Origin of the sequence: Herbaspirillum sp. SJZ107 (genome assembly GCF_006715485.1) — a bacterium.
Lineage (GTDB): Bacteria > Pseudomonadota > Gammaproteobacteria > Burkholderiales > Burkholderiaceae_D > Telluria.
The window spans coordinates 374,612-399,490 of the sequence record NZ_VFNH01000002.1 but is presented as its reverse complement, the minus strand read 5'-3'; the positions used below and the strand labels follow the sequence as shown (position 1 = coordinate 399,490).

Here is a 24,879-nt window from a genome sequence, read left to right as displayed (position 1 = left end):
TTGTCTCCTCCAGTTATTTTTTAGGCCGATGCGGCTCGTCGAACACCAGGCGCCGCCGGCCTTCTTCCACCTCGGTGAAGGCCTCCACCTCGCGCATCGTCTGCATCGAGCGCAGGTTCAGGTCGTGGTATTGCCGCGTCCCGTAACTCTTCCACGCCAGCTCCTCGTCCGTCACCGCGCGCATCACGCGCGCCGGGGCACCCAGCACCAGGCTGCGCGGCGGGATCAGCATGCCGGCCTTGACGAAGGCCGCCGCGCCGACGATGGATTCGGCACCGACCACGGCCTTGTCCATCACCACCGCATTCATGCCGACCATCGCATTGCGCCCGACGCGGCAGCCGTGCAGCACGGCGCCATGGCCGATGTGGCCATCCACCTCGACCACGGTGTCGTCTTCGGGAAAACCGTGCATCACGCAGGTGTCCTGCACGTTGGCGCCCTCTTCCAGGACCAGGCGGCCGAAGTCGCCGCGCAGCGAAGCCAGCGGGCCAACGTAGCAGCGCGCACCGACGATCACGTCGCCGATCAGCACCGCGGTGGGATGCACGTAGGCGCTCGGGTGGATCACCGGACGCAGGCCGTCGATTTCGTAGACTTTTACCATCGTCTCTCGGTCCCTCATTGTTTCGGGCGCTTGTCGAGCACGCGCCGCGCCTTGCCGGTCAGGGAACGTTCGATGCCCTGCGCCGGCAGCAGCTTGACGTTCGTGGTCACGCCGATATGGGTCTTGATGCGGTGCTGCAGGTCGCGTCCGACGGCGTCGGCCAGGTCCATCGGCACCTCGCCTTCGCGCAGTTCGCAGTGGACTTCGAGGGCGTCGAGATGGCCGTCGCGCGTGACCACCAGCTGGTAGTGCGGCGCCAGCGCCGGCATGCCGAGGATCAGTTCCTCGACCTGGCTCGGGAACACGTTGACGCCGCGGATGATCAGCATGTCGTCCGAGCGGCCGTTGATGCGGCCCATGCGCCGCATCGCACGCGCCGTCGGCGGCAGCAGGCGCGTCAGGTCGCGCGTGCGGTAGCGGATGATGGGCAGCGCTTCCTTGGTCAGCGAGGTGAACACCAGCTCCCCCTCGGCGCCGTCCGGCAGCACTTCGCCGGTGTCGGGGTCGATGATCTCCGGATAAAAATGGTCTTCCCAGATGACCGGGCCATCCTTGCTCTCGATGCACTCGCTGGCCACGCCCGGCCCCATCACTTCGGACAGGCCGTAGATGTCGACCGCATCGATGCCGGCACGCGCTTCGATCTCCCTGCGCAGCGCATCGGTCCAGGGTTCGGCGCCGAAGATGCCGACCTGCAGCGAAGACTTGGCCGGATCGATTCCCTGGCGCTGGAATTCCTCGACGATGTTCAGCATGTAGGAGGGCGTGACCATGATGATCGCGGGCTTGAAATCCTGGATCAGCTGCACCTGCTTCTCGGTCTGGCCGCCCGACATCGGGATCACGGTACAGCCCAGGCGCTCGGCGCCGTAGTGGGCGCCGAGGCCGCCGGTGAACAGGCCGTAGCCGTAGGCGACGTGGACCATGTCGCCGCGGCGCCCGCCGGCGGCGCGGATCGAGCGCGCCACCACGTTCGCCCAGGTATCGATGTCGTTCTGGGTATAGCCGACCACGGTCGGCTTGCCGGTGGTGCCGCTCGACGCGTGCACGCGCACCACCTGTTCACGCGGCACCGCAAACAGGCCGAACGGGTAGTTGTCGCGCAGCGTCTTCTTGTCGGTGAACGGGAATTTCGCCAGGTCGCCCAGCGACCTCAAGTCGTCGGGATGCACGCCGGCCTCGTCGAAGGCGCGGCGGTAGTGCGGCACGTTATCGTAGGCGTGCTTCAGGCTCCACTTCAGGCGTTCCAGTTGCAGGGCCTGCAATTCGTCGCGGCTGGCGCGCTCGATCGGTTCCAGTTCGCCGGTGTGCGGTGTACGTTGCACCATCTTTCAGTCTCCTTTTATTCCGTGCCGCCATGCGTGCCGAGGTCGGCCACCATGCCGCCCACGCGGTGCGATTTGCCGCGGAACAGCGCCAGCTTGCGCCCTTCCTGGTTGCTGACCACGATGTCGTAGACGCCGGTCTTGCCGGACAGCGCCTGCTCGACCGCTTCGGCCACCAGCACGTCGCCTTCGCGGCCGGGAGAGAGGTAGTCGATCGTGCAGCCGGCGCCGACCGTGTTGAAATTATGCGAATTGCAGGCAAAGGCGAACGCGCTGTCGGCCAGCATGAAGATGTAGCCGCCGTGGCAGGTGCCGTGGCCGTTCAGCATGTCGGCGCGCACCGGCATCGACATGCGCGCGTAGCCGGGCCGGATCGCGTCCAGCCTCATGCCCAGTGCCTGGCTGGCCGGATCGCGCTCGTACATGGTCTTGCCGGCCAGTTCGGCCAGTGCCTGCAGGTCGTTCATCGAGTCAAGCTGCATAGAATCGAGCAACTGAGAGTGCCCCCTCCGGATGGGCATACAGCTTGCGGCGCAGCAGCGGCGACACGCGGTAGCGGTCCTCGCCATAGATCGCCGCCAGGTTGGCCAGCACCGCCACGACGTGCTGCAGGCCGATCTGGCCGGCCCAGGCCAGCGGACCGCACGGATAATTGACGCCCTTCTGCATCGCGAGGTCCACCGCCTGGGCGCTGCACACGCCCTGGTTGACGGCATCAGCGGCCTCGTTGGTCAGCATCGCGACCGTGCGCATCACCGCCATGCCGGGCACGTCGTCCAGGCGCGTGACCGCAAAACCGGCCGCCTGGAACAGGCCGACTGCCGCCTGCCACGCGGCCTCGCTGCACTGGTCGGCGCGGGCCAGCGCGATGCGCGTGGCCTTGGTCGGGTCGAGCATCAGGTCGAACAGGATGGTGTCCGGGACGCCGTCGTCGAAGGCGCGCTGGGTGGCGCTGCGGCCGTCGGTCAGGAAGATGCTGGCGCCATGGACGTGGAAGGCCGGTGCCTCGCGGCCCTCGACACCATCGAGCAGGCCGGGATGGCTGACCGCGACGCCGGCCGCCGCCAGGCGCGCGTTGACCACATCGTGCAGCGCGTCGAACACCGGTTCGTGGAACTGGCGCACGCGGGTGACGCGCACCGTTTGCGGCCGCTGCGCCAGCGGTTCGGTTTTCGCTTCGATACGCGGTGCCTCGTCGCCGTAACGATAGAAGCCGCGTCCGGATTTGCGGCCGAGGAAGCCCGCATTCACCAGCTCCTGCTGCAGCACCGAAGGCGTGAAGCGCGGGTCGTTGAAATAGGCATTGAACACCGACTGGGTGACAGAAAAATTCACGTCGTGCCCGATCAGGTCCATCAGTTCGAACGGTCCCATGCGAAAGCCGCCGGCATCGCGCATCACGGCGTCCAGCGTGGCCGGGTCACCGGCCTGTTCGCCCAGCAGGCGCAGCGCCTCGGCATAGAACGGCCGCGCCACGCGGTTGACGATGAAGCCGGGCGTGGACGTCGCGTGCACCGGCTGCTTGCCCCAGCCGGCGGCGGTGGCGGCCACGGTGGCGGCGACGTCCTTGGCGGTGGCGACGCCGCTGATGACTTCGACCAGCGCCATCAACGGCACCGGATTGAAGAAATGCATGCCGACCAGGCGTTCGGGGCGCGCCAGCGGGGCGGCGATCGCCGTTACCGAGATCGACGAGGTGTTGGTGGCGAGAATGCAGTTGTCGCCGACGATGCCTTCCAGCTGCCGGAACAGCGTGCGCTTGACTTCCAGGTCTTCGACCACCGCTTCGACCACCAGCGCGGCATCCTTGAAATCCTGCAGCGAAGCGGCCGGCTGCAGGCGCTCGCGCGCAAGATCGGCCTCCGTGGCGCCCATGCGGCCTTTCTCGACCAGCTTCGCGAATACTGTGCCGATGTCGGCGATCGCCTTGGCGACCGCGTCCGGGCGGGCGTCGAACAGGCGCACCGTGTGCCCGGCGACGGCCGCCACCTGGGCGATGCCGGCGCCCATGGCGCCGCTGCCGGCCACGCCGACGATGCCGCTTTTATCCAGTGCCTGGGCCATGATCACTCTCCCCTGAATTGCGGCTGGCGCTTGTCGATGAAGGCGGCCACGCCTTCGCGGTAGTCGTGGCTGTAGCCCAGCTCGCGCATCATCGACGCTTCCAGCGCCAGCTGCTGCTCGAGCGTGTTGGTCGAGCTGACCAGCATGGCCTTCTTGGTATAGGCCAGGCCTTTCGTGGGCGCGGCGGCGAAGTGCTCGGCCATGGCCATCGCTTCCAGCATCAGCGCATCGTCGGGGACGCAGCGCCAGATCAGGCCCCATTCCTCGGCCTTTTCCGCCGGCAGGCGCTCGCCCAGCATGGCCAGGCCCATCGAGCGCGCCGGCCCGATCAGGCGTGGCAAGGCCCAGGTGCCGCCGGTGTCGGGGATCAGGCCCAGCTTGCTGAAGGCTTCGATGAAGCTGGCGGACTTCGCCGCCAGCACGATGTCGCAGGCCAGCGCCAGGTTGGCACCGGCGCCGGCAGCCACGCCGTTGACGGCGCAGATCACCGGCATCGGCAGCGTGCGCAGGGTCATGACCAGCGGGGCGTAGTATTTTTCGACGGATTCGCCGAGGTCGACGCCCGGCGCCCCCGGCTCGACCGCGCGGTCGTTCAGGTCCTGGCCGGCGCAAAAGCCGCGCCCGGCCCCGGTCAGCAGCAGCACGCGGACGGTCTTGTCGGCCTGCACCTGGTCGAGTGCGGCGCGCACTTCGCGGTGCATGGCCTGGGTAAAACTGTTCAGGCGGTCGGGGCGGTTGAGGGTGAGGACGGCGATGCCCTTGTCGATGTTGAACTGGATGGTTTCGTAGGTCATGAGAGTGTCTCCTCTGGTGACGTCTTTTTTCGGTTAGACGCTGCGATTATTTTTTTGTTTGCTCGTCGCCCCCGCGAAGGCGGGGGCCCAAGTTGCTCGAGCTGTCGCAACGCGTGCAACTTGGAGGGATAGCGCAGCTATCCCGCCTGCGCGGGGATGACGTGCTACAGCTAACGGTATTAGTAGTGATATGTTCGCTCACTCCGCCACATCGAAATCGACCACCACCTTGTCCGTCACCGGGAAACTCTGGCAGCTGAGCACGAACCCGCGCGCCACTTCGTAATCCTCGAGCGCGTAGTTGACGTCCATGTCCACCGTCCCCTCCACCACCTTGCAGCGGCAGGTCGAGCACACGCCGCCCTTGCAGGAATAGCGCATGTCGATCCCGGCGCGCAGGCCGGCGTCGAGCAGGGATTCCTTGTCCTTGTCCATCGTGAAGCTGGCGTGGCTGCCGTCCATGATCACGGTGACTTCGGTCAGGTGGGCCGTGCCGGCGCCGTAATGGGTGCGCGGCTCGCGCACCGCGCCGGCGGCAGCGGCGGCGAACAGTTCGATGCGGATGCGCTCCTTCGGCATGCCGGCTTCCTGCAGTGCGTTGGAGACGCCGTGCATCATGTCTTCCGGGCCGCAGACGAAGGCGTAGTCGACGTCTTCGACGCGCAGCCAGCGCTGGAACAGCTGGCGGCACTTGTCCTGGGTGATGCGGCCGTTGAACAGCTCGATGTCCTGCTGCTCGCGGCTCATCACGTAGACCAGGTTGAGCCGCTCCATATAACTATCCTTCAGCTCGGCCAGCTCGTCGCGGAAAATCACCGAGGACGAGGCGCGGTTGCCGTACAGGATGGTAAAGCGGCTGTGCGGCTCGGCCAGCAGCGTGGTCTTGACGATCGACAGGATCGGCGTGATGCCGCTGCCGGCGGCAAACGCGAGGTAGTGGCGGCGGCTCTCCGGTTCCAGCGGCAGGTTGAAGCGGCCTTCGGGCGGCATCACGTCCAGCGTCATGCCCGGCTTCAGGGCCTGGTTGGCCCAGGTCGAGAACAGGCCGCCGGCCACGCGCTTGATCGCCACCCGCAGCTGGTCGTCCTGCACCGCGGCGCAGATCGAATACGAACGGCGCACTTCCTCGCTGCCGATCATCGTGCGCAGGGTCAGGTGCTGGCCCTGGCGGTATTGGAAGGTCTCTTTCAGCTGCGGCGGCACGGCGAAGGTGACGGCGATCGCGTCGCGCGTTTCATGCTTGACCTGGGCCACGGTCAGGGGATGGAATGTGCTCATGTCAGTGACACTTGAAATAGTCGAAAGGCTCGCGGCAGTCGAGGCACTGGTACAGCGCCTTGCACGGGGTCGAGCCGAACTGGCTGGTGAGGCGGGTGTGGCTGGAGCCGCAGTGCGGGCAATCGACCTGCGGCTGCTGGATCGCATGGCGCTTGACACCCTTTGACAGCGCGCTGATGTCGATCACCTGCTGCCTGGGGGGCGCGATGCCGTAGCCGCTCAGCGCAGCCTTGCCGGCGGCGCTCATCCAGTCGGTGGTCCAGGCCGGCGACAACTGGGTGGCGATGCGCACGCGGGCCAGGCCGCGTGCGCGCAAGGCGGCTTCGACGTCTTCGGCAATCACCTGCATCGCCGGGCAGCCGGAATAGGTCGGGGTGATCGTCACCACGCAGGCACCGCTGTCGTCGATGCCGACGTCGCGCACGATGCCGAGATCCACCACCGAGATCACCGGGATCTCGGGATCGGGAACATCGGCGAGCCAGGCCCAGACCTGCTCGATGGCGACCGGCGGTGTGTCCACGCTCATCACCTCTACCATTCCGCGCCCGGATAGGCACGCTGCAGGAACTGCATCTCGGCCAGGATGTAGCCGAGCCGCTCGCCGTGCCGGCCCTGCTTGCCGCCGCGCTGCATGTAGGCATCCGGCGCCGGCATGCGCAAGGTCGCTTCGTCGAACACCTCGGCCACATGCTGCAGGAAGGCCGCGCGCAGCGCTTCCGGCGCCGGTGCGACACCTTGGGCCACCATCGCCCGGTCGACCTCGTCGTAGAGGAACATCTCGCCGGTATACGTCCACAGTTCGTCGACGGCGGCTTGCATCTTGGCATGGCTGAGCTCGGTGCCGTCGCCCAGGCGCACCACCAGGTCGCCGCTGCGGCGCAGGTGGTAAGTCACTTCCTTGATCGACTTTTCGGCGATCCCGGCGATGCGCGGGTCGCTCGATGCGAGCAGGCCGCGCATCAGGAAGTAGTGCCAGGTGTCGAAGAAGAACTGGCGCACCATGACCATCGCATAGTCGCCGTTCGGCTGCTCAAGCAGCAGGCAGTTGCGGAAGGCGCGCACGTCGCGCAGGTAGGCCAGGCGATCCTCGTCGCGGCCCTGCCCTTCGATCTCGGCGGCATAGCCGAGCCACATGCGCGTTTGCCCGAGCAGGTCGAGGGCGACGTTGGTCAGCGCCATGTCTTCTTCCAGCGCCGGTCCCTTGCCGCACAGTTGGGACAGTTGCTGGGACAGGATCAGGGCGTTGTCGCCCTGGCGCAGCAGATATTCAAACTTCGCTTGATGAGCGTCCATGGTCGATCCCACTGCAGACCTCACAGGTTTTTGACTTCTTCCGGCATCGGGAAGAAGGTCGGGTGGCGGTAGACCTTGCTGTTGGACGGCTCGAACAGCGCATCCTTGTCGGCCGGGCTGGAGGCGACGATGTCGGCCGCCTTGACGACCCAGATCGAGACGCCTTCGTTGCGGCGGGTGTAGACGTCGCGCGCGTTGTTGACCGCCATGGCGGCATCGGGGGCGTGCAGGCTGCCCACGTGTTTATGGGCGAGACCGTGCTGGCTGCGGATGAATACTTCCCACAGGGGCCATTCTTTGCTCATTGTTGTCTCCGTGTTTTGTGTGCGTTATCGGTAACGCATACCAACGTCGCCCCTGCGAAGGCAGGGGCCCAAGTTGCATAAGTGACCTGCGAAGAAATTGGGCCCCTGCCTTCGCAGGGGCGACGGGTCGGCTATTCTTATGCGGCGGCTTCCTTGGCCGCCTGCTTGTCCGCATGCGCCACCAGCGCCTCGCGGAACCACGCCCCGTCGTCCCACGCCTTGACGCGCGTGCGCAGGCGCTCGCGGTTGCACGGGCCGTTGCCCTTCAGGACGTCGTTGAACTCGGCCCAGTCGATCGCACCGAAGTCGTAGCTGCCGCGTGCCTCGTTCCATGTCAGATCCGGATCGGGGATCGTCAGGCCGAGGAATTCGGCTTGCGGCACGGTCTGGTCGACCATGCGCTGGCGCAGCTCGTCGTTGGAGAACAGCTTGATGCGCCACTTGCTCGACTGCGCGCTGTTGACCGATTCGGCGTCGGACGGGCCGAACATCATCAGCGAAGGCCACCACCAGCGGTTGAGGGCATCCTGGGCCATCGCCTTCTGCTCGGGCGTGCCTTGCGCCAGCTTCATCATGATGTCGTAGCCCTGGCGCGCGTGGAAGGATTCTTCCTTGCAGACGCGGATCATGGCGCGTGCATACGGGCCGTACGAGCAGCGGCACAGCGGGATCTGGTTGATGATGGCGGAGCCGTCGACCAGCCAGCCGATGGCGCCGATGTCGGCCCAGGTGAGGGTCGGGTAATTGAAGATGCTCGAATACTTGGCCTTGCCGGCGTGGAGGGCGTCGAGCAGTTCGTCGCGCGAGACGCCCAGCGTTTCGGCAGCGCTATATAAATAGAGGCCGTGGCCGGCTTCGTCCTGGATCTTGGCCAGCAGGATCGCCTTGCGCTCCAGCGTGGGCGCGCGCGTGACCCAGTTCCCTTCCGGGAGCTGGCCGACGATTTCCGAGTGCGCGTGCTGCGAAATCTGGCGCACCAGGGTCTTGCGATAGGCTTCCGGCATCCAGTCCTTGGGCTCGATGCGGATGCCGGCGTCGATACGGGCCTGGAATGCTTGTTCTTCGGCGCTCATGTCAGCGTCCGTCTGCACTTTCTTGAGGCCGGTTTCCACCATTTGGGCGTACATGCTGTCTCCCCTTGTCTCGTGTCTGAATCCATAATACGATACAAAAAATGCGATGTACACCAGAATTTTGAATCATATCGAAGTACAATAAACATGACCCAGCTCACCGGCAACCAGTGGATCGACCACTTCCTCAGCACCGATCCGCCGCGCTCGAAATCGCTGGTGATGACCATCTTCGGCGACGCCATCGCCCCGCACGGCACGCGCCTGTGGCTGGGCAGCCTGATCGAACTGGTGGCGCCGATGGGGGCGACCGAGCGCCTGGTGCGCACCAGCGTGTTCCGCCTGGTGCAGGAAGGCTGGCTGGTCGCCAGCCGCGAGGGACGGCGCAGTGCCTACGCCCTGCTGGAAGAGGCGCGGCCGCGCTTCGAGCGCGCCAACCGCCGCATCTACGCGCCACCCGGGCTCGACTGGGACGGCAGCTGGACCCTGCTGCTCGCCCCCAACGGCAGCATCACGGCCGAGCTGCGCGCGGCGGTGCGCAAGGAGCTGGAGTGGGAAGGTTTCGCCATGCTGGCGCCGGGGCTGCTGGTGCATCCGGCCTTCGATGCCGGCAGCCTGGCCGAGATCCTGAAACGCGTCGATGGCGAGGGCAGGATCTTCGTCTGCAACGCCACCGAACTGCCCGGCGTCGGGGCGCGCCCGCTCGGCGAACTGGTGCGCGAAGGCTGGGATTTGTCGGGCGTGGCGGCCAGCTACCGCCGCTTCATCGACGACTTCACGCCGCTGCTGGCGCTGTTGCAGTCTGGAGAAACCCCGGCACCGCAGGCCGCCTTCGTGATGCGCAGCCTGCTGATCCACGCCTATCGCCGGGTGCAGTTGCACGACCCGATGCTGCCGCTGGACCTGCTGCCGCAACCGTGGCCGGGCTCGGAAGCCTATGCGCTGGCACAGGCGATCTACCGCCAGGTGTGGGCGCCGGCGGAAGACCATCTGATGCAGGTGCTGCGGCGCGAGGATGCGGGCGCGCCGGACGCGGATGCGGTCTTCTATGCGCGCTTCGGCGGATTGCGCTAGCAGTCCACCCCGCCCGCATACTGCGCCGCCACCATCTGGCTGCGCAGCCGGTTCAGCCCCAGTTCGACGTCGAGTTCCGGCCAGTACAGGCAGGACTCGCCGATGCACTGCACGAGGCACAGCTGCGCCACCGTGGCGTGCTCGAACCAGGGGAACAGCGCAAACGGCACGTACAGTTCCTCATCGCGGCAGCGCAGCCAGAAACCGCGGCTGTCGATGCTGAGGATGGCCGTTTGCCTCGGACAAATCTCCAACATGTCGTCTCCTTCTTATTGACCCAGCATAGGCGCTGCGGCCGAGCAAGAAAGGTAGCAAAAGCATCACATCCGGACTTTGCGCCGCCGCAGACCCGCCGATAGCGCCGGAGAAAGGCGGTATCATGCAGCCCTCACCAGCCAACAACAACAGGACAGACCATGTCTATCAAGATCAGCAGCCAGTTCGACGCTGGCGCCATCGAGATCGTGAACGCCACCAGCGCCAGCGCCATCGACCTGAACATCCGCAAGGACTCGCACGCCGACATCATCCAGTGGTTCTACTTCCGCCTGCAGGGCGCGCAGGCCGAACCCTGCACGATCCGCCTGCTCAACGCCGGCCAGTCGGCCTACCCGAAGGGCTGGGAAGACTACAACGCCATGGCCAGCTATGACCGCATCAACTGGTTCCGCGTGCCGACCAGCTTCGACGGCCAGGTACTCACCATCGAGCACACCCCGGCCATGGACAGCGTTTACTACGCCTACTTCGAGCCGTACTCGTGGGAACGCCACCTGGAGCTGCTCGACCGCGCCCAGCTCTCGGAAAACGTGCGCATGGTCGACCTCGGCTCGACCGTCGACGGCCGCGACCTGAACATGCTGGTCATCGGCGAACCCGACGCCGGCAAGAAGAAGGTCTGGGTAATCGCACGCCAGCACCCGGGCGAGACGATGGCCGAGTGGTTCGTCGAAGGCATGCTCGACGCCCTGCTCGATCCGGCGCACCCGTTCGGACGGCAGCTGTTAAAAGAAAGCGTGTTCTACGTGGTGCCGAACATGAACCCGGACGGCTCGGTACGCGGCAACCTGCGCACCAACGCCGCCGGCGCCAACCTGAACCGCGAGTGGTATAACCCGACCATGGAGCGCAGTCCGGAAGTCTTCCTGGTGCGCCAGAAGATGCATGAAACCGGTGTCGACGTCTGCCTCGACGTCCACGGCGACGAGGGCCTGCCCTACGTGTTCGTGGCCGGCAGCGACGCCCTGCCCAACTTCACGCCGGAGCAGGCCGCGGCCGAAAAGGCCTTCGCCGAGAACTTCATGATCGCCAGCCCGGACTTCCAGACCGACTACGGCTACGAAAAAGTGCCGTTCACCGACGAAGTGCTGACCATGGGTTCGCCCTACATCACGCACGCCTTCGGCTGCCTGTCGCTGACGCTGGAACTGCCGTTCAAGGACAACGCCAACGACCCCGACCCGCAGGTCGGCTGGGATGGCGCGCGCAGCGCGCGCCTGGGCGCCGCCGTGCTGCAACCGGTGCTGCAGGCTCTGCGCGCACTCAAGTAACGCAAGGAACCGGCCCGCGCCCTGCCCTGTCAAACGGGGGAATCGACGGGGAGCGGGCATGGCACACACGGGCGGCAGGGTCTATCGGCCGGGCGACAGCCTGGAAGCGGGCGACCTGCCGCCCGCCGGGCTGGCGCTCGGCGACTCCTGGTTCTGGCACGGCGACCAGACCCTCCTGCACGCGCTGGCCACGCATCCGTCGGTGGCGCCCGAGCATGCGGTCATCCGCCTGCTCGGCTTCAACGGCGCGCGCCTGAACCAGTACATCGGCGACGGCATCTATGCCGACCTGCTGCGCACCCGCCTGAAACCGGATTTCCGCTTCAGCGAGTTCTATCTCGGCGGCGCCGCCAACGATGCCCTCGAATACGGCCTGGCCCTGCACGACGACTGCTCGACCGCCCTGGCGCCCGCCGATTGCCTCTCGCCCGAGCGGCTCGACCTGCTGCTGTACCACATCGATGAAGGCTTGAACGGCATCATCCGCACGATCCGCTGGGCCTACCGCAAGACCACCTGGCTGCAGCCGATCTTCCTCAACGGTTACGATTATCCGGTCCCCGACGGCCGCAGCTTTACCCATGCGCATGGCGGCTGGATCACGACGATGATGGACGAGGCCGGGGTCAACCCGGATCTGGCCTACCGCAAGGAAGTCATCCGGCGGCTGATGGATGCGATCAACGAACAGGTGCTGGCGGAATTCCACTCGCCGATCGAGCGCGTGTTCCACGTCGACAGCCGTGGGGTGCTGTCGAACGACGACGGCACCTACGCACAGGATTGGGACAATGAGCTGTACCCGAGCAGTGCAGGTTTCGGGAAGATCCTCGAACGGGCCTGGTTTCCGTTGCTCAGGCCGTTCGGGATCGTCCGGTGAACGCTGTTACAGGAAGGTAAACAGGTCTTCCTGGGACAGGCGCGACTTCGGCAGCTTGGCATTGAAGTCGCTGTCGGCGTGGTAGCCGAGGCTCAGCATCACCAGGCTCGACAGGCCCTGCTCGTGCAGGCCCAGTTCCGCGTCCAGCGCGCCCACGTCGATGCCTTCCATCGGCGTGCTGTCGACGCCCAGTGCCGCGGCAGCCAGCATGGCGTTGCCCAGCGCAATATACACCTGCTTCTCGTACCACTGCGGCAGGTCTTTGTAGGTGTAGCGGTGCAGGTTGGTGAAGTGCTTGCGGCTGTTGGCCGAATAGCCGCGGACGGTGTCGTCGGCGAAGCGGCCGTCGGCTTCTTCCTTGTCGAGGATGCGCTCCAGCTGAGCCGGCTCGGCCTCGACGCGGGTGCAGAACAGGATCACGTGCGAGGCGTCACGCACCTTGGCTTCGTTGAAGGCGTAGCCGCCCTGGACGCCCTTGGCCAGGCGTGCCTTGCCTTCCGGGGTACTGGCGACGATGAAGTGCCACGGTTGCGAGTTGACCGACGACGGGCTGTTGCGCACCACCTCGTAGATCTGCTGCATGATCTCTTCCGGCACCTGGCGGGCCGGATCGTAGGCTTTGGCGCTGTAGCGCTGCTGGGAGACTTTGACGATATCCATGGGGTTCCTTGTTATGTGGAATGCTTAGCCGCACATTATTGCAGGAACCTAAAATTCGCGTGCGAGCCGGTCCATTTTCGACCGGCTGCACGCCTGCCTGCCCTGGCTCAGGCAAAGCCGCCGTTGACGCGCACGACTTGCGAATTCACCCAGGCGCCGTCCGGACCGGCCAGGAAGGACACGGCCGCCGCGATCTCGTCCGGCTCGCCGATGCGTTCCAGCGGCGCCATTTTCCCGATCTGGGCGATCTGCTCATCCGACTTGCCGTTCAAGAACAGCTCGGTGCCGACCGGCCCCGGCGCGACGGCGTTCACCGTGATGCCGCGGCCGCGCAGCTCGTTGGCCAGCACGTGCACCAGGCCCTCGGTGCCGGCCTTGCTGGCAATGTAGGGACCATAGCCCGGGAAGGACTTGGCGATCACGCTGGTGGACAGGGCGATGATGCGCCCGCCTTCCTTCAGGTGCTGCGCGGCCTGGCCCAGCACCAGGAAGCTGCCGCGCAGGTTGGTGGCGATCACGCGGTCGAAGTCCTCGAGCTTGTCCGGACTGATTTGGGCCATCGGCATCACGCCGGCACTGTTGACCACGACGTCGATGCGCCCGAACGCCTGCTGCGCGGCCTCGAACAGGCGTGCCACGGCGTCGGCGTCGGCGACGTCGGCCTGCACGGCGAGCGCCTTGCGGCCCAGCGCTTCGACGGCCTGCGCCGTCTCCTGCGCCTTGGCGGCATTGCCCGCATAGTTGACGACGATGTCGAAACCGTCGCGCGCCAGGCGCAGTGCGATGGCGCGTCCGATGCCGCGCGAGGCGCCGGTCACCAGGGCCACGCCCTTGTATTCGATGGTCATGCTGTTCTCCTTGAATGGGTTGAAATGGATGCCGGTATTCTCATCGTTTCGAAACAGGAGATAAACTGGGCACACAGAACAACACTATTCAATATCCATCAATAATATGGACCGTCTCGATACCCTGCAACTGTTTACCCGCATCGTCGAGCAGAACAGGTTCAGCCGCGCCGCCGACCTGCTCGGCATTCCGCGCGCGACCGCCACCCACGCGATCAAGGCCCTCGAGACGCGGCTGGGCACGCGCCTGCTGGAACGCACCACGCGCCACGTCCGGCCGACCCTCGACGGACAGGCGTACTACGAGCGCTGCGTGCAGGTGCTGAGCGACCTGGACGATGCCGAGGCCGTGTTCCGCCAGGGCGCCTCCAGTCCGCGCGGGGTGCTGCGGGTCGACATGTCGGGCACCCATGCCACGCGGGTCGTGCTGCCGCGCATCGGTGAATTCCACACGCTGTATCCGGAGGTCGAATTGGTACTCAGCAGCGGCGACCGGCTGGTCGACCTGGTGCGTGAAGGGGTCGATTGCGTGATCCGGGCCGGTGCCCCGCGCGACCAGAGCCTGGTGGCACGGCGGCTGGCGCTGATGCCGCAGGCGATCGTGGCCAGCCCGGACTACCTGGCCGCCCACGGGACGCCGCGCCATCCCGACGAGTTGGCGGCGCACCAGGTGGTGGGGTTCTTTGCCAGTAGCGGCGGTCTGGATTACCCGCTCGAACTGGACGTCGATGGCGAGGCGCGCCGCTTCGACCTGCCGGGCTGGCTGTCGGTCAACGATGCGGAAAACTACGTGCTGGGCGCCTTGCGCGGCTGCGGCCTGATCCAGGTGCCGCGCTTCCATATCGAGCAGGAACTGGCCGACGGCCGCCTGGTCGAGGTGTTGAAGCAGTGGCGCAGCCCGGATTTCCCGCTGTCGGCGCTGTACCCGTACCGGCGCCAGCTGTCGCCGCGCCTGCGCGTGTTCGTCGACTGGATCGCGGGCCTGTACCGCGAACGCTTCGGCGCGCCGGCATGAAAAAAGGCAGCCGCGGCTGCCTTCATGGTGTCACTGAGCGTGGCTGGAATCAGTTGCCGGCCACTACCATCTTTTCGATCAGGATCGAACCGGTCGACTTATTGCCGCGCGTCAGCACGTCATTGCCGATACCCACGATCTGCTGGAACATTTCCTTCATGTTGCCGGCGATGGTGATCTCTTCCACCGGATACTGGATCACGCCATTCTCGACCCAGTAGCCCGAGGCGCCGCGCGAATAATCGCCGGTGACGTAGTTGGTGCCCTGCCCCATCAGTTCGGTGACCAGCAGGCCGGTGCCCATCTTGCGCAGCATGCCCTCGAAGTCGTCGGCGATTTTCGTTTCCTTCGACTTCATTTCGAGGTTGTGCGAGCCGCCGGCGTTGCCGGTGGTCTGCATGCCCAGCTTGCGCGCCGTGTATGAGGACAGGAAATAGCCCTGCAGTACGCCGTCGCTGACGACCTTGCGGGTCTGGGTGCGCACGCCTTCCTCGTCGAAGGGCGAGGAGCCGACGCCGCCGACCACGTGCGGGTCTTCGACGATGTTGATGTGCGAGGGGAAAATCGACTGACCCAGCGAATCGAGCAGGAAGCTCGACTTGCGGTACAGCGCGCCGCCCGAGGTGGCCTGGACGAAGGCGCCGAGCAGGCCCGCCGCCAGCGGCGCTTCGAACAGTACCGGGCAGGTGCGGGTATCGAGCTTACGCGCGTTCAGGCGTGCCAGTGCGCGCTCGGCGGCGTAGCGGCCGACTTTTTCCGGGTCGGCCAGCTTTTTCGGGTCGCGCGCGGAGGTGTACCAGTCGTCGCGCTGCATGGCGTTGCCGCGGCCGGCGATCGGCGCCACCGACAGCGTGTGGCGCGAGAACGGGTAGCCGGCGCAGAAACCGAGGCTGTTGGCGGCCACGAAGTGCGATTGCTGGACGTAAACGCTGGCACCTTCGCTGTTGGTGATGCGCTTGTCCACCGCAAAGGCGGCGTCTTCGCAGCTCTTGGCGATCTGCGCGGCTTCCTCGGCGCTGATGTCCCACGGGTAGCACAGGCGCAGGTCGCGCGGGTTGGTTTCCAGCAGCGCTTCGTCGGGCAGGCCGGCGGCCGGGTCTTCGGCGGTGAAGCGGGCGATGTTGTAGGCCGCTTCCACGGTCGCGCGCAGCGACTCGGTGGAGAAATCGGAGGTGTTGGCGTGGCCGCGGCGCTGGCCGCAGTACACCGAGACACCGATGCCCTTGTCCTTGTTCTGCTCGATGGTCTCGACCTGGCCTTTGCGCACCGTCACCGCCAGTCCGCTTCCCTCGCTGATCTCGACCGATGCGGCGCTGGCGCCCTGTTCCTTGGCGAATGCCAGCACGTCGCGTGCGAGCTGCTTTAGCTGATCCTGGGTGTGGGTGAAGACGGCGTCATTCATGTGCGTTTTTCGTAGCGAGCCCTAAAACAGTTATCATAGCAGCCGTTTACTGTTTTTACCGGCCGGCCGTGCGCCAGCTCATCTGAATATCATGCCAAATGCAAATCGCGGCGCCGTCGGCTTCCGCTCCGACGAGTTCGAACCGGAATACGAGCGCCCCTCCAAGTCGGAGCTCAAGCGTCAGAGCAACGAGTTGCAGAAACTCGGCGAACAACTGATCGATGCACCGCGCGACCGCGTCAAGCGCGTGGAGATGCCTGAGGACGTCAAGGAAGCCATCCTGGCATGCCAGACCATCACCAACCACGAAGGCCGCCGCCGCCAGCTGCAATTCGTGGGCAAGAAGATGCGTACCCTCGACGAGGAAGAAGTCGCCGTCATCCAGCGCGCCATCGAAAGCTGGAAAGGCGCCTCGAAAGCCGAAACCGCTGCCTTGCACGCGCTCGAGCGCCGCCGCGACAAGCTGCTGGCCGACGACAACGCCCTCACCCAGCTGCTCGCAGAGTACCCGGAACTGGACGTGCAGCAGCTGCGCACCCTGATCCGCAATGCGCGCAAGGAGCAGGCCGAAAACAAGCCGCCGAAAGCCTACCGCGAGATCTTCCAGATCCTGAAGGACGTCTCCAAGAAGAAGGCTGCGCCCGCGGCCGACGGCGACGACGAACACGAAGGCGACGACGATGAGTCTGACGAATAAAGTGGACGAGCTGCCGGCCGACCTCGTGATCGGCCTGGTCTCGGTGTCGGACCGCGCCAGCGGCGGCGTCTACGAAGACAAGGGCATCCCGGCGCTGCAGGTATGGCTGCAATCGGCCATCACAACGCCCTTCCGCGTCGAGACCCGCCTGATCCCCGACGACCGCGCCAGCATCGAACGGACGCTGGTCGAGCTGGTCGATACGGCGCGCTGCCACCTGGTCCTGACCACCGGCGGCACCGGCCCGGCGCGGCGCGACGTCACGCCGGAAGCGACGCTGGCCATCGGCACGAAAGAGATGCCGGGCTTCGGCGAGCAGATGCGCCAGATCAGCCTGCAGTTCGTGCCGACCGCGATCCTGTCGCGCCAGACCGCCGTCATCCGCGAAACCGAAGACCATGCTGCGCTGGTGATGAACCTGCCGGGCCAGCCGAAGTCGATCAAGGAAACGCTGGAAGGCTTGAAGGACGCCGACGGCAAGAGCATCGTCGGCGGCATCTTTGCCGCGGTCCCGTACTGCATCGACCTGATTGGCGGGCCGTACATGGAAACCAATCCGGACGTGTGCAAGGCCTTCCGGCCGAAATCGGCACTGCGTCCCGCTAATAAAGAATAAGGAAGCGCATGAGCGAGCTGCTGGAACACGTCACGATCGACACCGCCGACAATCCGGAAATCTCCGTCATCTGGCTGCACGGCCTGGGCGCCGACGGCAACGACTTCGTGCCGATCGTGCGCGAGCTGGACCTTTCCGGCCTGCCCGGCATCCGTTTCATCTTCCCGCATGCGCGCCGCATCCCGGTCACCGTCAACGGCGGCTACGTGATGCGCGCCTGGTACGACATCACCGGCGCGGAACTGGTGCGGCGCGAGGACGAGAACGGCCTGCGCGCCTCGCAGCTCGAAGTCGAAGCCTTCATCGCGCGCGAAAAGGCGCGCGGCGTGCCGGCCTCGCGCATCGTGCTGGCCGGCTTCTCGCAAGGCTGCGCGATGACCATCCAGGCCGGACTGCGCCACCCGGAAAAGCTGGCCGGCCTGCTGTGCCTGTCGGGCTACGTACCGCTGTCCGCCAAGCTGCCGACCGAGCGTAGCGACGTGGCCCTGACTACGCCGATTTTCATGGCGCACGGCCGCCACGACAACGTGGTGCCGTTCAACCGCGCCGAGATGTCGCGCGACCTGCTGGTCTCGATGGGTTGCCAGGTCGAGTGGCATGAATATGCGATGCAGCATACCGTCTGCCTCGAGGAAGTCCAGGCGATGTCGGCCTGGTTGAAGAAAGTGTTGGGGTAAGCAAAATGGCAAAGAAGGAAGAACTCGACGAAGAAACGATGGCACTGATTAACTGGTGCATCGAAGTCGAAAAGCATCTGGTCGCCGGCGGCGCTACCCAGGCCCAGGCGCAGGAACACATCGAGGAACACGTCGAGTGGTTCACCGACATGTTCTACGACGATCTCACCCCGGAACAAGCTGCAAAAGAGGCATTGGCGTAAAACCGGAGACCCGCCAGCGCCGCCTGGCGGGTTCAGCTACCATGCTCGGACATTCTCAACCATTGTCCAAGGAGCATGTGTGACCGCATCCGCAATCGACGTCCTGTTTCAACCGGCCCGCATCAAGGGGCTCGCGCTCAAGAACCGCATCGTGATGGCCCCGATGACGCGCAACTTCGCGCCGAACGGCGTGCCGAATGCCGCCATCGCCGAATACTACCGCCGCCGTGCCGCCGCGGATGTCGGCCTGATCCTGTCGGAAGGCACCACCATCGCCCGTCCGGCTTCGAAGAACCTGCCGCAGATCCCCGACTTCCATGACGCCGCGCTGGACGGCTGGAAGCAGGTCATCGACGCCGTCCACGGCGCCGGCGGCAAGATGGGTCCGCAGATCTGGCACGTCGGTGCCGTCCCCGGTCCGGGCACCGACTGGACGCCCGCCGGCGAGCCGGAAGGCCCGTCCGGCCTGGGTTCGCCCGGCAAGCCCTTCGGCGCCACCATGAGCGACGAAGACATCGCCGACACCATCGCTGCCTTCGCCGCGGCCGCGGCGGACGCGAAAGCCCTCGGCTTCGACACCTTCGAGATCCACGGCGCCCACGGCTACCTGATCGACCAGTTCTTCTGGGACGGCACCAACGAGCGCGGCGACCGCTGGGGCGGCGCCACCCTGCGCGAACGCAGCCGCTTCGCCGCCGAGGTGCTGAAGGCGATGCGCGCGGCCGTCGGCCCCGACTTCCCGATCATCCTGCGCGTCAGCCAGTGGAAGCAGCAGGACTACAAGGCGCGCCTGGCCACCACGCCGGACCAGATGACCGACTGGCTGCTGCCGCTGGTCGAAGCCGGCGCCGACGTCCTGCACTGCTCGCAGCGCCGCTTCTGGGAACCGGAATTCCCGGAACTCGACGGTGCCGACGGCCTGAACTTCGCCGGCTGGGCCAAGAAGCTGACCGGGGCCGCCACCATCAGCGTCGGCTCGGTCGGCCTGGACGGCGAATTCCTCGCCGCCTTCACCGGCAAGGGCGCGCAGACCGCCAGCCTGGATAAACTGGTGGCACGCATGGAACGCGATGAGTTCGACCTGATCGCGATCGGCCGTGCGCTGCTGTCGGACGCGCAATGGGCCAGCAAGGTCAAGGCGGGCGACCAGGCCGGGCTGAAGCCCTTCGAGGCGTCGGCGCTGGCGACGCTGGATTAAATCCCGCCGGGCGCAGGTCCGCACTTGGGCGAATGAGCCGCGGCCCATTCCGCGGCAGTTCTGACCGTTGCCTCGACCGGCTCGCCCTTCCCCGACGGATGCATGGCCGGGATACCGCCACGGTAGAGCGGCCCGTCGCCCAGCGCGAAGCGCAGTTCCGTCAACACCAGTAAAGATCCGTCGGCCAGCGGGTAGGTGTTGTTCAATGTCGACCGCCCGTCGGAAGTCTGGCCGAAGGTGTGCACCCGCTGTTCGCCGAGCAGCGCCACCAGCAGCATTTCGCCGGCGCTGGAGGTATCGCTGCCGACCACCACCGCCAGCGGCCCGTCGGTATACGGTGCCAGCGGATTGGCGCGGCCGCCCGCGTTGGCGCGCGCCATGCGTTCGAGTCCGGCGCGATCGACCACGGGAATGCGCTTGCCGTCGCGGTCCACCGCGTTCGCCTTATTGGCAGTGCCGAACAAGGGATACATCGCGATCAGGGGCGGCCAGGCGTTGCCGCCGTTTTGTTCGCTGAGGTCGACGACCAGGGCGCAGGCCTGCCTGATGTCGGGATGCGCATCGGCCTCGTCATAGAAACGCTTCACGTTCGCATCGATCATCTGCTGGCCGCCGCCCACGTTCGGCGGCGGCGTCCAGCGCAATACCTGCCGCGACTGGTTTGGACCAGCCGGAATGCAGACGGTCGCGTCATGTTGCGAGCCACGGTTGCGGACTGCATCTGCTGGTACTGCACCGGAGCGAATAGCAGCGAGTGCCCGTCCGCATCGAGGGTCGCGAGCAGCCTCCGGATACCGTCATGGACCGCCTCGCGGTCGGCCTGCGCAGCATCGCCATCGACCAGTGCCAGCAGCGCCGTCCTGGCCTGGGCGTATTCGGCCCGTCTGCGTGGATAAACGCCCTTGCTTTCGACCAGTTCGATCGTCTTGCCGGCGACCTCGCGCGCCAGCGGCAGCGGCATCGCCTCCGCGGCACTGGACGGCGAGATCGGGGTCAGCAGGATGGCGGCAAGCGATGCGGCCGACAGGGTACGGATCATCTGCGTCTCCATGGGGAGCAGACAGTGTGGCAAAAACCGCGGCGCGAAAATGCGCGCTTTGTCACGCGTCCGGCAGGGGCGCCGCTTCCGACGGCGGCGCCGCGGTCTGGGCGGTATTCATCACCATCGCCAAAAAAGTGTAATAACCGTTTACGCCCATCAGGTCGACCACGCCCTGCTCCCCGAACAGCGCCAGCGCATCGGCGTACACGCGGTCCGACACGCGCCTGGTGTACTGCAGTTCGGTGCAGAAGTCATACACGACGCTCTCGTCCACCAGCATCGCCTGCGGGCGTTGGCGCCGGGCGATGGCGTCGATGACGTCGGACGGCACGCCGACCTGGCGCGCGATCGGCGCGTGGATCGCCCATTCCACCTGCTGGTCCCATGCGCGGGCGGTGACCAGGATCGCCAGTTCGGAGAGTCTGACGCCAATCGCGCTGCGGTAGCGCAAATATTCGCCCAGGCGCTGCGCGTAGCCCATCAGTTCCGGACTGCGCAGCAGCGGCACGAAGGGCCCGTACAGGGCGCCGCGCGGGCCGTTGATGATGTCCTCGGCCGCGGCGCGCTGGGCGTCGGTCCAGTCCTGCGGCGGAATCGGTTTCAGGCGCTCGGTGGATGGAGGTGTCATGCGGAAATATTCGCATGCATTCCGGCAAAAATCAAAAGAATCCGCGGGCTTCGCGTTTATTGTCAATCGTCAACTTTTGGAGATGGAGACATGAGCCACATCCTGCACCGCAGCCTGCGCCAGACGCCGCCCCTGGCCGTCGGCGGCGACGGCATCTATCTGCGCGACAGCCAGGGCAATACCTATATCGATGCCAGCGGCGGCGCGGCCGTGTCCTCGCTCGGCCATGGCCACCCGGACATCATCGCCGCCATGCACCGCCAGATCGACCGTTGTGCCTACGCGCACACGGCCTTCTTCAGCACCGAAGTGGCAGAGCGCCTGGCCGACCGCCTGGTGGCGCGCGCGCCGGCCGGCATCGGCAGCGTGTACCTGGTGTCGGGCGGTTCGGAGGCGATGGAGACGGCGTTGAAACTGGCGCGCCAGTACTTCGTCGAAGCCGGCGAACTGAAACGTTCGCTGTTCATCGCGCGCCGCCAGAGCTATCACGGCAACACGCTGGGCGCGCTGGCGGTGGGCGGCAACGAGTGGCGCCGCAAGCCGTTCGCGCCGCTGCTGATGGACGTGCCGCGCGTCTCGCCCTGCTACGAATACCGTGGCCGTGCCGAGGGCCAGGGCGTCGACCAGTACACCGAGACGCTGCTGGACGAACTCGAAGCCGCGATCCTGCATGCCGGGCCGGAAAACGTGATCGGCTTCTGCGCCGAGACCGTGGTCGGCGCCACCGGCGGTGCGATTCCGCCGACGCCGGGCTACTTCCGCGGCGTGCGCAGGCTGTGCGACAAGTACGGCATCCTGTTCATCGCCGACGAGGTGATGTGCGGGATGGGACGCACCGGCACCATGTTCGCGATCGAGCAGGATGGCGTGGCACCCGACCTGATCGCGGTGGCCAAGGGTCTGGGCGCCGGCTACGCGCCGATCGGCGCGGTGCTGGCCAACGGCGCCATCGTCGAGCGCCTGCGCAGCGGCAGCGGCACCTTTTTGCACGGCCACACCTACATCGGCCACCCGGTGGCGGCGGCCGCGGCGCTGGCGGTGCAGGAAGTGATCGAACGCGACGATTTATTGGTGCAGGTGCAGAAGCGCGGCGCCACGCTGCGGCGCATGCTGGGCGCCGTGTTCGGCGACCACGAGCACGTCGGCGACATCCGCGGGCGCGGCCTGTTCGTCGGGCTGGAACTGGTACGCAACCGTTCGAGCAAGGAACCGTTCGCGCCGGCGCTGAAACTGCATGCGGCGGTCAAGCAGCAGGCGATGCAGCGCGGGTTGATGGTGTATCCGATGGGCGGCACCATCGATGGGCGGCAGGGCGACCACATCCTGCTGGCGCCGCCGTTCATCGTCAGCGCGCAGGAATTGACGGAGATCGTGACGCGGCTGAAGGAGGCAGTGGATGCGGCGGTGATGGAAGTATTGAAATCGTGATGCATGCATTGTCGCCACAGGCACCAACGTCGTCCCCGCGAAGGCGGGGACGACGGATTTGTTTCCCCTGATTAGGCCTTCGGAAACGCCACCACTTCCTGCTGCTGCTCGCCCAACCCGGCAATCCCCAGGCGCAGCTTGTCGCCCTTCTTCAGGAAACGCTGCGGCGACCGTCCGAATCCCACGCCCGGCGGCGTGCCGGTGCAGATGATGTCGCCAGGTTCCAGCGTCATGAAGCGCGACAGGTAGCTGACGATCTGGGCCACCGTGAAGATCATGTTCGCGGTGTTCCCGGTCTGCATGCGCTTGCCGTTCAGTTCCAGGTAGAGATCCAGGTCCTGCACGTCGAAGATCTCGTCCTTGGTCACCAGGAACGGGCCGACCGGGCCGAAGGTGTCGCATCCTTTACCCTTGTCCCACTGCGAACCCAGCTCGAACTGGAAGGCGCGCTCGGAGACGTCGTTGACCACGCAGTAGCCGGCCACGAACTTGAGCGCATCTTCTTCGCTGACGTATTGCGCGCGGGTGCCGATGACGACGCCCAGCTCGACTTCCCAGTCGGTCTTCTTCGACCCTTTCGGCAGCTGGATCGGGTCGTCCGGGCCGGACAGGCAGCTGGTCGCCTTCATGAACATGATCGGCTCTTTCGGGATCGGCGCGCCGACTTCGGCGGCGTGGTCCGAGTAATTCATGCCGATGCCGATGAATTTGCCGGTGCCCTTGACCGGCACGCCGAGGCGCGGGTTGCCGCGCACCAGCGGCAGGGTCTTCCAGTCGACCTTGGACAGTTTGCGCAGCGCCTTTTCGGACAGCACCGCGGCGTCGATGTCCCCGATCACGCCGGACAGGTCGCGCAGCCGGCCTTCCTCGTCGAACAGGCCGGGCTTTTCCTTACCGGGGCGACCGTAACGAACCAATCTCATAATCTTCCTTCTCGTTGAGCAAAGCGATTCCGCATTCTACCGGACGCCGCTCGAGGAAGGTTCGATGGCAATGCCGCAGCAGCCCGGGCAACTGCAGCGCCAGCAGCACGCCGAAGGCGATGCGGTAGGCGATGGCCGGTGCATGGCCTGCGCCATCTACCTGCCATAACCCGACTATCTGTCCGAAGCCGGCCTGCACCAGGAAGGCGCCGACGAAGATCAACAGGTTCAGGCAGGTGGCCGCGCGCCCGGTCAGCTCGCGCGGCAGGCTCTGGGCCACGATCGCGTATTCGATGCCGGTGATCGTGCCGACCAGCGTGAACAGCACGGACAGGGTCTGCAGGCTGGGCCGGTAGTTGCAAACGATCGCCAGCTGCACCAGCAGGAACAGCGCGACCCCGACCGCGGCTACGTCGATGGCGGCGATGCCGCGCCGTCCGGCCCATTCGGTAATCATGCCCACAGCGATCGCGCCGAAGATCACCGAGGCCATGCCGAGGTACAGCAGGTAGGCCACGGCGCTGTCGGGAAAGCGCGCCACGTCGGACAGCCAGCGCCCGATCCACAGGCCCTGGATGCCGAAGAACACCGCATGCGGAATCAGGACCAGCGAAATCGTGGTGCGGAAGGCCGGTGCGCGGTAGACGTCGAGCACCGAGCGCACGGTAGGCGCCCTGGCGCTGGCTGCAATCCGGTTGCGCGGCGTGACCAGCCAGATCAGCAGCCCGGAAAAGACGGTGAGGAATGCCAGCAGCATGAACAGTCCGCGCCAGTCGGTGTACTGCAGCAGCGAACGCACCGGCATCGTGCTGGATGCGGCGCCCAGGCCGCCCACCGCGATCAGGTAGCCCTGTACCGACGGCAGGCGCTTGGGCGCGATCCAGGTCGAAATCGCCTTCACCGCCGACATGAAGCAGCCGCCCAGGCCACAGCCGATGATGGCGCGTGCCAGCACCAGCTGGGTAAAACTGTGGCCGGTGGCGAACATCCAGGCACCGCCGGCCGCCAGCAGCATCAGCACCAGCTGCACCTTGCGCGGCCCGTAGCGGTCGAGCGCGATCCCGACCGGCAGCTGGACCAGCGCGAAGGCGAAGAAGAATGCACTGGTGAGCAGGCCGAGCTGCCCCGGCGTCAGCGCCAGCGCGCCGACCAGCTGCGGCGCCAGCACCGCGTTCACGTTGCGCAGCAGGGAGGACAGGTAGTGGCCCAGCGCGAACGGCAGGAACACGTAGAAAAAAACCGCCACGCCGGAGAGGCGTGGCGTGTTCTGGTCGGCATCCATGGGATGGCGTCGTC

At 66.1% G+C, this 24,879-nt stretch carries 29 protein-coding genes; 10 read left to right on the top strand and 19 right to left on the bottom strand.

The window, feature by feature from the left end; genetic code table 11:
* Positions 1–13 precede the first annotated feature (13 nt).
* The 10 genes from paaY to paaA all read right to left on the bottom strand — a co-directional run bounded on the left by paaY (position 14) and on the right by paaA (position 8,796).
* Positions 14–607, bottom strand: a complete 594-nt coding sequence (gene paaY / locus FBX97_RS11515; RefSeq protein WP_141831705.1) for a phenylacetic acid degradation protein PaaY — start codon at positions 605–607, stop codon at positions 14–16.
* Positions 608–621: 14 nt separating this feature from the next.
* Entirely contained in the window at positions 622–1,935 is a 1,314-nt protein-coding gene (gene paaK, locus FBX97_RS11510) for a phenylacetate--CoA ligase PaaK (RefSeq protein WP_141831703.1), read from the bottom strand.
* A gap of 14 nt (positions 1,936–1,949) precedes the next feature.
* Positions 1,950–2,399 (bottom strand): hydroxyphenylacetyl-CoA thioesterase PaaI, encoded by a 450-nt coding sequence (paaI, locus tag FBX97_RS11505; RefSeq protein ID WP_255517429.1) that lies wholly within the window; start codon positions 2,397–2,399, stop codon positions 1,950–1,952.
* A 4-nt stretch (positions 2,400–2,403) separates the two neighbouring features.
* Complete coding sequence (gene paaH / locus FBX97_RS11500) at positions 2,404–3,996, bottom strand: 3-hydroxyacyl-CoA dehydrogenase PaaH (RefSeq protein ID WP_141831698.1); 1,593 nt, start codon at positions 3,994–3,996, stop codon at positions 2,404–2,406.
* A gap of 2 nt (positions 3,997–3,998) precedes the next feature.
* Positions 3,999–4,790, bottom strand: a complete 792-nt coding sequence (paaG, locus tag FBX97_RS11495) for a 2-(1,2-epoxy-1,2-dihydrophenyl)acetyl-CoA isomerase PaaG (protein ID WP_141831696.1) — start codon at positions 4,788–4,790, stop codon at positions 3,999–4,001.
* A gap of 198 nt (positions 4,791–4,988) precedes the next feature.
* Complete coding sequence (gene paaE, locus FBX97_RS11490; RefSeq protein WP_141831694.1) at positions 4,989–6,068, bottom strand: 1,2-phenylacetyl-CoA epoxidase subunit PaaE; 1,080 nt, start codon at positions 6,066–6,068, stop codon at positions 4,989–4,991.
* Position 6,069: 1 nt separating this feature from the next.
* Positions 6,070–6,597, bottom strand: coding sequence for a 1,2-phenylacetyl-CoA epoxidase subunit PaaD (gene paaD / locus FBX97_RS11485; protein ID WP_141831692.1), 528 nt, complete (start codon positions 6,595–6,597; stop codon positions 6,070–6,072).
* 5 nt (positions 6,598–6,602) lie between these two features.
* Entirely contained in the window at positions 6,603–7,364 is a 762-nt protein-coding gene (paaC, locus tag FBX97_RS11480; RefSeq protein WP_141831690.1) for a 1,2-phenylacetyl-CoA epoxidase subunit PaaC, read from the bottom strand.
* Between the two features lie 20 nt (positions 7,365–7,384).
* Positions 7,385–7,669, bottom strand: a complete 285-nt coding sequence (gene paaB / locus FBX97_RS11475) for a 1,2-phenylacetyl-CoA epoxidase subunit PaaB (protein WP_141831688.1) — start codon at positions 7,667–7,669, stop codon at positions 7,385–7,387.
* A gap of 137 nt (positions 7,670–7,806) precedes the next feature.
* On the bottom strand, positions 7,807–8,796 hold the full coding sequence (gene paaA / locus FBX97_RS11470; RefSeq protein ID WP_141831686.1) for a 1,2-phenylacetyl-CoA epoxidase subunit PaaA: 990 nt from the start codon (positions 8,794–8,796) through the stop codon (positions 7,807–7,809).
* Positions 8,797–8,889: 93 nt separating this feature from the next.
* Here paaA and paaX point away from each other — a divergent pair, with 93 nt between their 5' ends.
* Positions 8,890–9,816 (top strand): phenylacetic acid degradation operon negative regulatory protein PaaX, encoded by a 927-nt coding sequence (gene paaX, locus FBX97_RS11465; protein ID WP_141831684.1) that lies wholly within the window; start codon positions 8,890–8,892, stop codon positions 9,814–9,816.
* Here the strand turns inward: paaX and FBX97_RS11460 are convergent.
* Entirely contained in the window at positions 9,813–10,073 is a 261-nt protein-coding gene (locus FBX97_RS11460) for a DUF2442 domain-containing protein (protein ID WP_141831682.1), read from the bottom strand. The genes paaX and FBX97_RS11460 overlap by 4 nt on opposite strands.
* 159 nt (positions 10,074–10,232) lie before the next feature.
* Between FBX97_RS11460 and FBX97_RS11455 the strand changes: the two genes are divergently transcribed.
* Complete coding sequence (locus FBX97_RS11455; protein ID WP_141831680.1) at positions 10,233–11,366, top strand: carboxypeptidase family protein; 1,134 nt, start codon at positions 10,233–10,235, stop codon at positions 11,364–11,366.
* Positions 11,367–11,424: 58 nt separating this feature from the next.
* On the top strand, positions 11,425–12,246 hold the full coding sequence (locus FBX97_RS11450) for a hypothetical protein (protein ID WP_141831678.1): 822 nt from the start codon (positions 11,425–11,427) through the stop codon (positions 12,244–12,246).
* Between the two features lie 6 nt (positions 12,247–12,252).
* On the opposite strand, the gene nfsB is transcribed toward FBX97_RS11450, so the two are convergent.
* Positions 12,253–12,906: an oxygen-insensitive NAD(P)H nitroreductase gene (gene nfsB / locus FBX97_RS11445; RefSeq protein WP_141831676.1), complete on the bottom strand. Its 654-nt coding sequence runs from the start codon at positions 12,904–12,906 to the stop codon at positions 12,253–12,255.
* 107 nt (positions 12,907–13,013) lie between these two features.
* Positions 13,014–13,754: an SDR family oxidoreductase gene (locus FBX97_RS11440; RefSeq protein ID WP_141831674.1), complete on the bottom strand. Its 741-nt coding sequence runs from the start codon at positions 13,752–13,754 to the stop codon at positions 13,014–13,016.
* 106 nt (positions 13,755–13,860) lie between these two features.
* Here FBX97_RS11440 and FBX97_RS11435 point away from each other — a divergent pair, with 106 nt between their 5' ends.
* Positions 13,861–14,769 (top strand): LysR family transcriptional regulator, encoded by a 909-nt coding sequence (locus FBX97_RS11435; protein ID WP_141831672.1) that lies wholly within the window; start codon positions 13,861–13,863, stop codon positions 14,767–14,769.
* Between the two features lie 49 nt (positions 14,770–14,818).
* On the opposite strand, the gene pmbA is transcribed toward FBX97_RS11435, so the two are convergent.
* Positions 14,819–16,171 (bottom strand): metalloprotease PmbA, encoded by a 1,353-nt coding sequence (pmbA, locus tag FBX97_RS11430; RefSeq protein WP_141831670.1) that lies wholly within the window; start codon positions 16,169–16,171, stop codon positions 14,819–14,821.
* A 91-nt stretch (positions 16,172–16,262) separates the two neighbouring features.
* Between pmbA and yjgA the strand changes: the two genes are divergently transcribed.
* From yjgA to FBX97_RS11405, 5 genes are all read left to right on the top strand, one after another.
* Positions 16,263–16,868: a ribosome biogenesis factor YjgA gene (yjgA, locus tag FBX97_RS11425; RefSeq protein WP_141831668.1), complete on the top strand. Its 606-nt coding sequence runs from the start codon at positions 16,263–16,265 to the stop codon at positions 16,866–16,868.
* On the top strand, positions 16,852–17,484 hold the full coding sequence (gene mog / locus FBX97_RS11420; RefSeq protein ID WP_141831666.1) for a molybdopterin adenylyltransferase: 633 nt from the start codon (positions 16,852–16,854) through the stop codon (positions 17,482–17,484). Before yjgA ends, mog begins: the two co-directional genes overlap by 17 nt.
* A gap of 8 nt (positions 17,485–17,492) precedes the next feature.
* Complete coding sequence (locus FBX97_RS11415; RefSeq protein WP_141831664.1) at positions 17,493–18,161, top strand: alpha/beta hydrolase; 669 nt, start codon at positions 17,493–17,495, stop codon at positions 18,159–18,161.
* A gap of 5 nt (positions 18,162–18,166) precedes the next feature.
* Complete coding sequence (locus tag FBX97_RS11410) at positions 18,167–18,364, top strand: hypothetical protein (RefSeq protein WP_141831662.1); 198 nt, start codon at positions 18,167–18,169, stop codon at positions 18,362–18,364.
* 79 nt (positions 18,365–18,443) lie between these two features.
* Positions 18,444–19,562, top strand: a complete 1,119-nt coding sequence (locus tag FBX97_RS11405; protein ID WP_141831660.1) for an NADH:flavin oxidoreductase — start codon at positions 18,444–18,446, stop codon at positions 19,560–19,562.
* Here FBX97_RS11405 and FBX97_RS11400 read toward each other — a convergent pair.
* The 3 genes from FBX97_RS11400 to FBX97_RS11390 all read right to left on the bottom strand — a co-directional run bounded on the left by FBX97_RS11400 (position 19,559) and on the right by FBX97_RS11390 (position 21,232).
* On the bottom strand, positions 19,559–20,206 hold the full coding sequence (locus FBX97_RS11400; RefSeq protein ID WP_141831658.1) for a S41 family peptidase: 648 nt from the start codon (positions 20,204–20,206) through the stop codon (positions 19,559–19,561). The two genes, FBX97_RS11405 and FBX97_RS11400, sit on opposite strands and share 4 nt — an antisense overlap.
* Positions 20,161–20,601 (bottom strand): hypothetical protein, encoded by a 441-nt coding sequence (locus FBX97_RS11395; RefSeq protein WP_141831656.1) that lies wholly within the window; start codon positions 20,599–20,601, stop codon positions 20,161–20,163. The genes FBX97_RS11400 and FBX97_RS11395 overlap by 46 nt, the downstream gene beginning before the upstream one ends.
* A gap of 61 nt (positions 20,602–20,662) precedes the next feature.
* A complete protein-coding gene (locus FBX97_RS11390; RefSeq protein ID WP_141831654.1) occupies positions 20,663–21,232 on the bottom strand; it encodes a carboxymuconolactone decarboxylase family protein in 570 nt (189 codons plus the stop codon).
* Positions 21,233–21,322: 90 nt separating this feature from the next.
* Here FBX97_RS11390 and FBX97_RS11385 point away from each other — a divergent pair, with 90 nt between their 5' ends.
* Positions 21,323–22,660, top strand: coding sequence for an aspartate aminotransferase family protein (locus tag FBX97_RS11385; protein ID WP_141831652.1), 1,338 nt, complete (start codon positions 21,323–21,325; stop codon positions 22,658–22,660).
* A gap of 71 nt (positions 22,661–22,731) precedes the next feature.
* On the opposite strand, the gene FBX97_RS11380 is transcribed toward FBX97_RS11385, so the two are convergent.
* Positions 22,732–23,583, bottom strand: coding sequence for a fumarylacetoacetate hydrolase family protein (locus tag FBX97_RS11380; RefSeq protein WP_141831651.1), 852 nt, complete (start codon positions 23,581–23,583; stop codon positions 22,732–22,734).
* Complete coding sequence (locus tag FBX97_RS11375) at positions 23,552–24,865, bottom strand: MFS transporter (protein WP_141831649.1); 1,314 nt, start codon at positions 24,863–24,865, stop codon at positions 23,552–23,554. Before FBX97_RS11375 ends, FBX97_RS11380 begins: the two co-directional genes overlap by 32 nt.
* Between the last annotated feature and the right edge of the window lie 14 nt (positions 24,866–24,879).

Coding starts and splice junctions, on each gene's coding strand:
- paaY (WP_141831705.1), bottom strand. CDS start 607: ATGGTAAAAGTCTACGAAATCGACGGCCTGCGTCCGGTGATCCACCCG.
- paaK (WP_141831703.1), bottom strand. CDS start 1,935: ATGGTGCAACGTACACCGCACACCGGCGAACTGGAACCGATCGAGCGC.
- paaI (WP_255517429.1), bottom strand. CDS start 2,399: ATGAACGACCTGCAGGCACTGGCCGAACTGGCCGGCAAGACCATGTAC.
- paaH (WP_141831698.1), bottom strand. CDS start 3,996: ATGGCCCAGGCACTGGATAAAAGCGGCATCGTCGGCGTGGCCGGCAGC.
- paaG (WP_141831696.1), bottom strand. CDS start 4,790: ATGACCTACGAAACCATCCAGTTCAACATCGACAAGGGCATCGCCGTC.
- paaE (WP_141831694.1), bottom strand. CDS start 6,068: ATGAGCACATTCCATCCCCTGACCGTGGCCCAGGTCAAGCATGAAACG.
- paaD (WP_141831692.1), bottom strand. CDS start 6,597: ATGAGCGTGGACACACCGCCGGTCGCCATCGAGCAGGTCTGGGCCTGG.
- paaC (WP_141831690.1), bottom strand. CDS start 7,364: ATGGACGCTCATCAAGCGAAGTTTGAATATCTGCTGCGCCAGGGCGAC.
- paaB (WP_141831688.1), bottom strand. CDS start 7,669: ATGAGCAAAGAATGGCCCCTGTGGGAAGTATTCATCCGCAGCCAGCAC.
- paaA (WP_141831686.1), bottom strand. CDS start 8,796: ATGTACGCCCAAATGGTGGAAACCGGCCTCAAGAAAGTGCAGACGGAC.
- paaX (WP_141831684.1), top strand. CDS start 8,890: ATGACCCAGCTCACCGGCAACCAGTGGATCGACCACTTCCTCAGCACC.
- FBX97_RS11460 (WP_141831682.1), bottom strand. CDS start 10,073: ATGTTGGAGATTTGTCCGAGGCAAACGGCCATCCTCAGCATCGACAGC.
- FBX97_RS11455 (WP_141831680.1), top strand. CDS start 10,233: ATGTCTATCAAGATCAGCAGCCAGTTCGACGCTGGCGCCATCGAGATC.
- FBX97_RS11450 (WP_141831678.1), top strand. CDS start 11,425: ATGGCACACACGGGCGGCAGGGTCTATCGGCCGGGCGACAGCCTGGAA.
- nfsB (WP_141831676.1), bottom strand. CDS start 12,906: ATGGATATCGTCAAAGTCTCCCAGCAGCGCTACAGCGCCAAAGCCTAC.
- FBX97_RS11440 (WP_141831674.1), bottom strand. CDS start 13,754: ATGACCATCGAATACAAGGGCGTGGCCCTGGTGACCGGCGCCTCGCGC.
- FBX97_RS11435 (WP_141831672.1), top strand. CDS start 13,861: ATGGACCGTCTCGATACCCTGCAACTGTTTACCCGCATCGTCGAGCAG.
- pmbA (WP_141831670.1), bottom strand. CDS start 16,171: ATGAATGACGCCGTCTTCACCCACACCCAGGATCAGCTAAAGCAGCTC.
- yjgA (WP_141831668.1), top strand. CDS start 16,263: ATGCCAAATGCAAATCGCGGCGCCGTCGGCTTCCGCTCCGACGAGTTC.
- mog (WP_141831666.1), top strand. CDS start 16,852: ATGAGTCTGACGAATAAAGTGGACGAGCTGCCGGCCGACCTCGTGATC.
- FBX97_RS11415 (WP_141831664.1), top strand. CDS start 17,493: ATGAGCGAGCTGCTGGAACACGTCACGATCGACACCGCCGACAATCCG.
- FBX97_RS11410 (WP_141831662.1), top strand. CDS start 18,167: ATGGCAAAGAAGGAAGAACTCGACGAAGAAACGATGGCACTGATTAAC.
- FBX97_RS11395 (WP_141831656.1), bottom strand. CDS start 20,601: ATGATCCGTACCCTGTCGGCCGCATCGCTTGCCGCCATCCTGCTGACC.
- FBX97_RS11390 (WP_141831654.1), bottom strand. CDS start 21,232: ATGACACCTCCATCCACCGAGCGCCTGAAACCGATTCCGCCGCAGGAC.
- FBX97_RS11385 (WP_141831652.1), top strand. CDS start 21,323: ATGAGCCACATCCTGCACCGCAGCCTGCGCCAGACGCCGCCCCTGGCC.
- FBX97_RS11380 (WP_141831651.1), bottom strand. CDS start 23,583: ATGAGATTGGTTCGTTACGGTCGCCCCGGTAAGGAAAAGCCCGGCCTG.
- FBX97_RS11375 (WP_141831649.1), bottom strand. CDS start 24,865: ATGGATGCCGACCAGAACACGCCACGCCTCTCCGGCGTGGCGGTTTTT.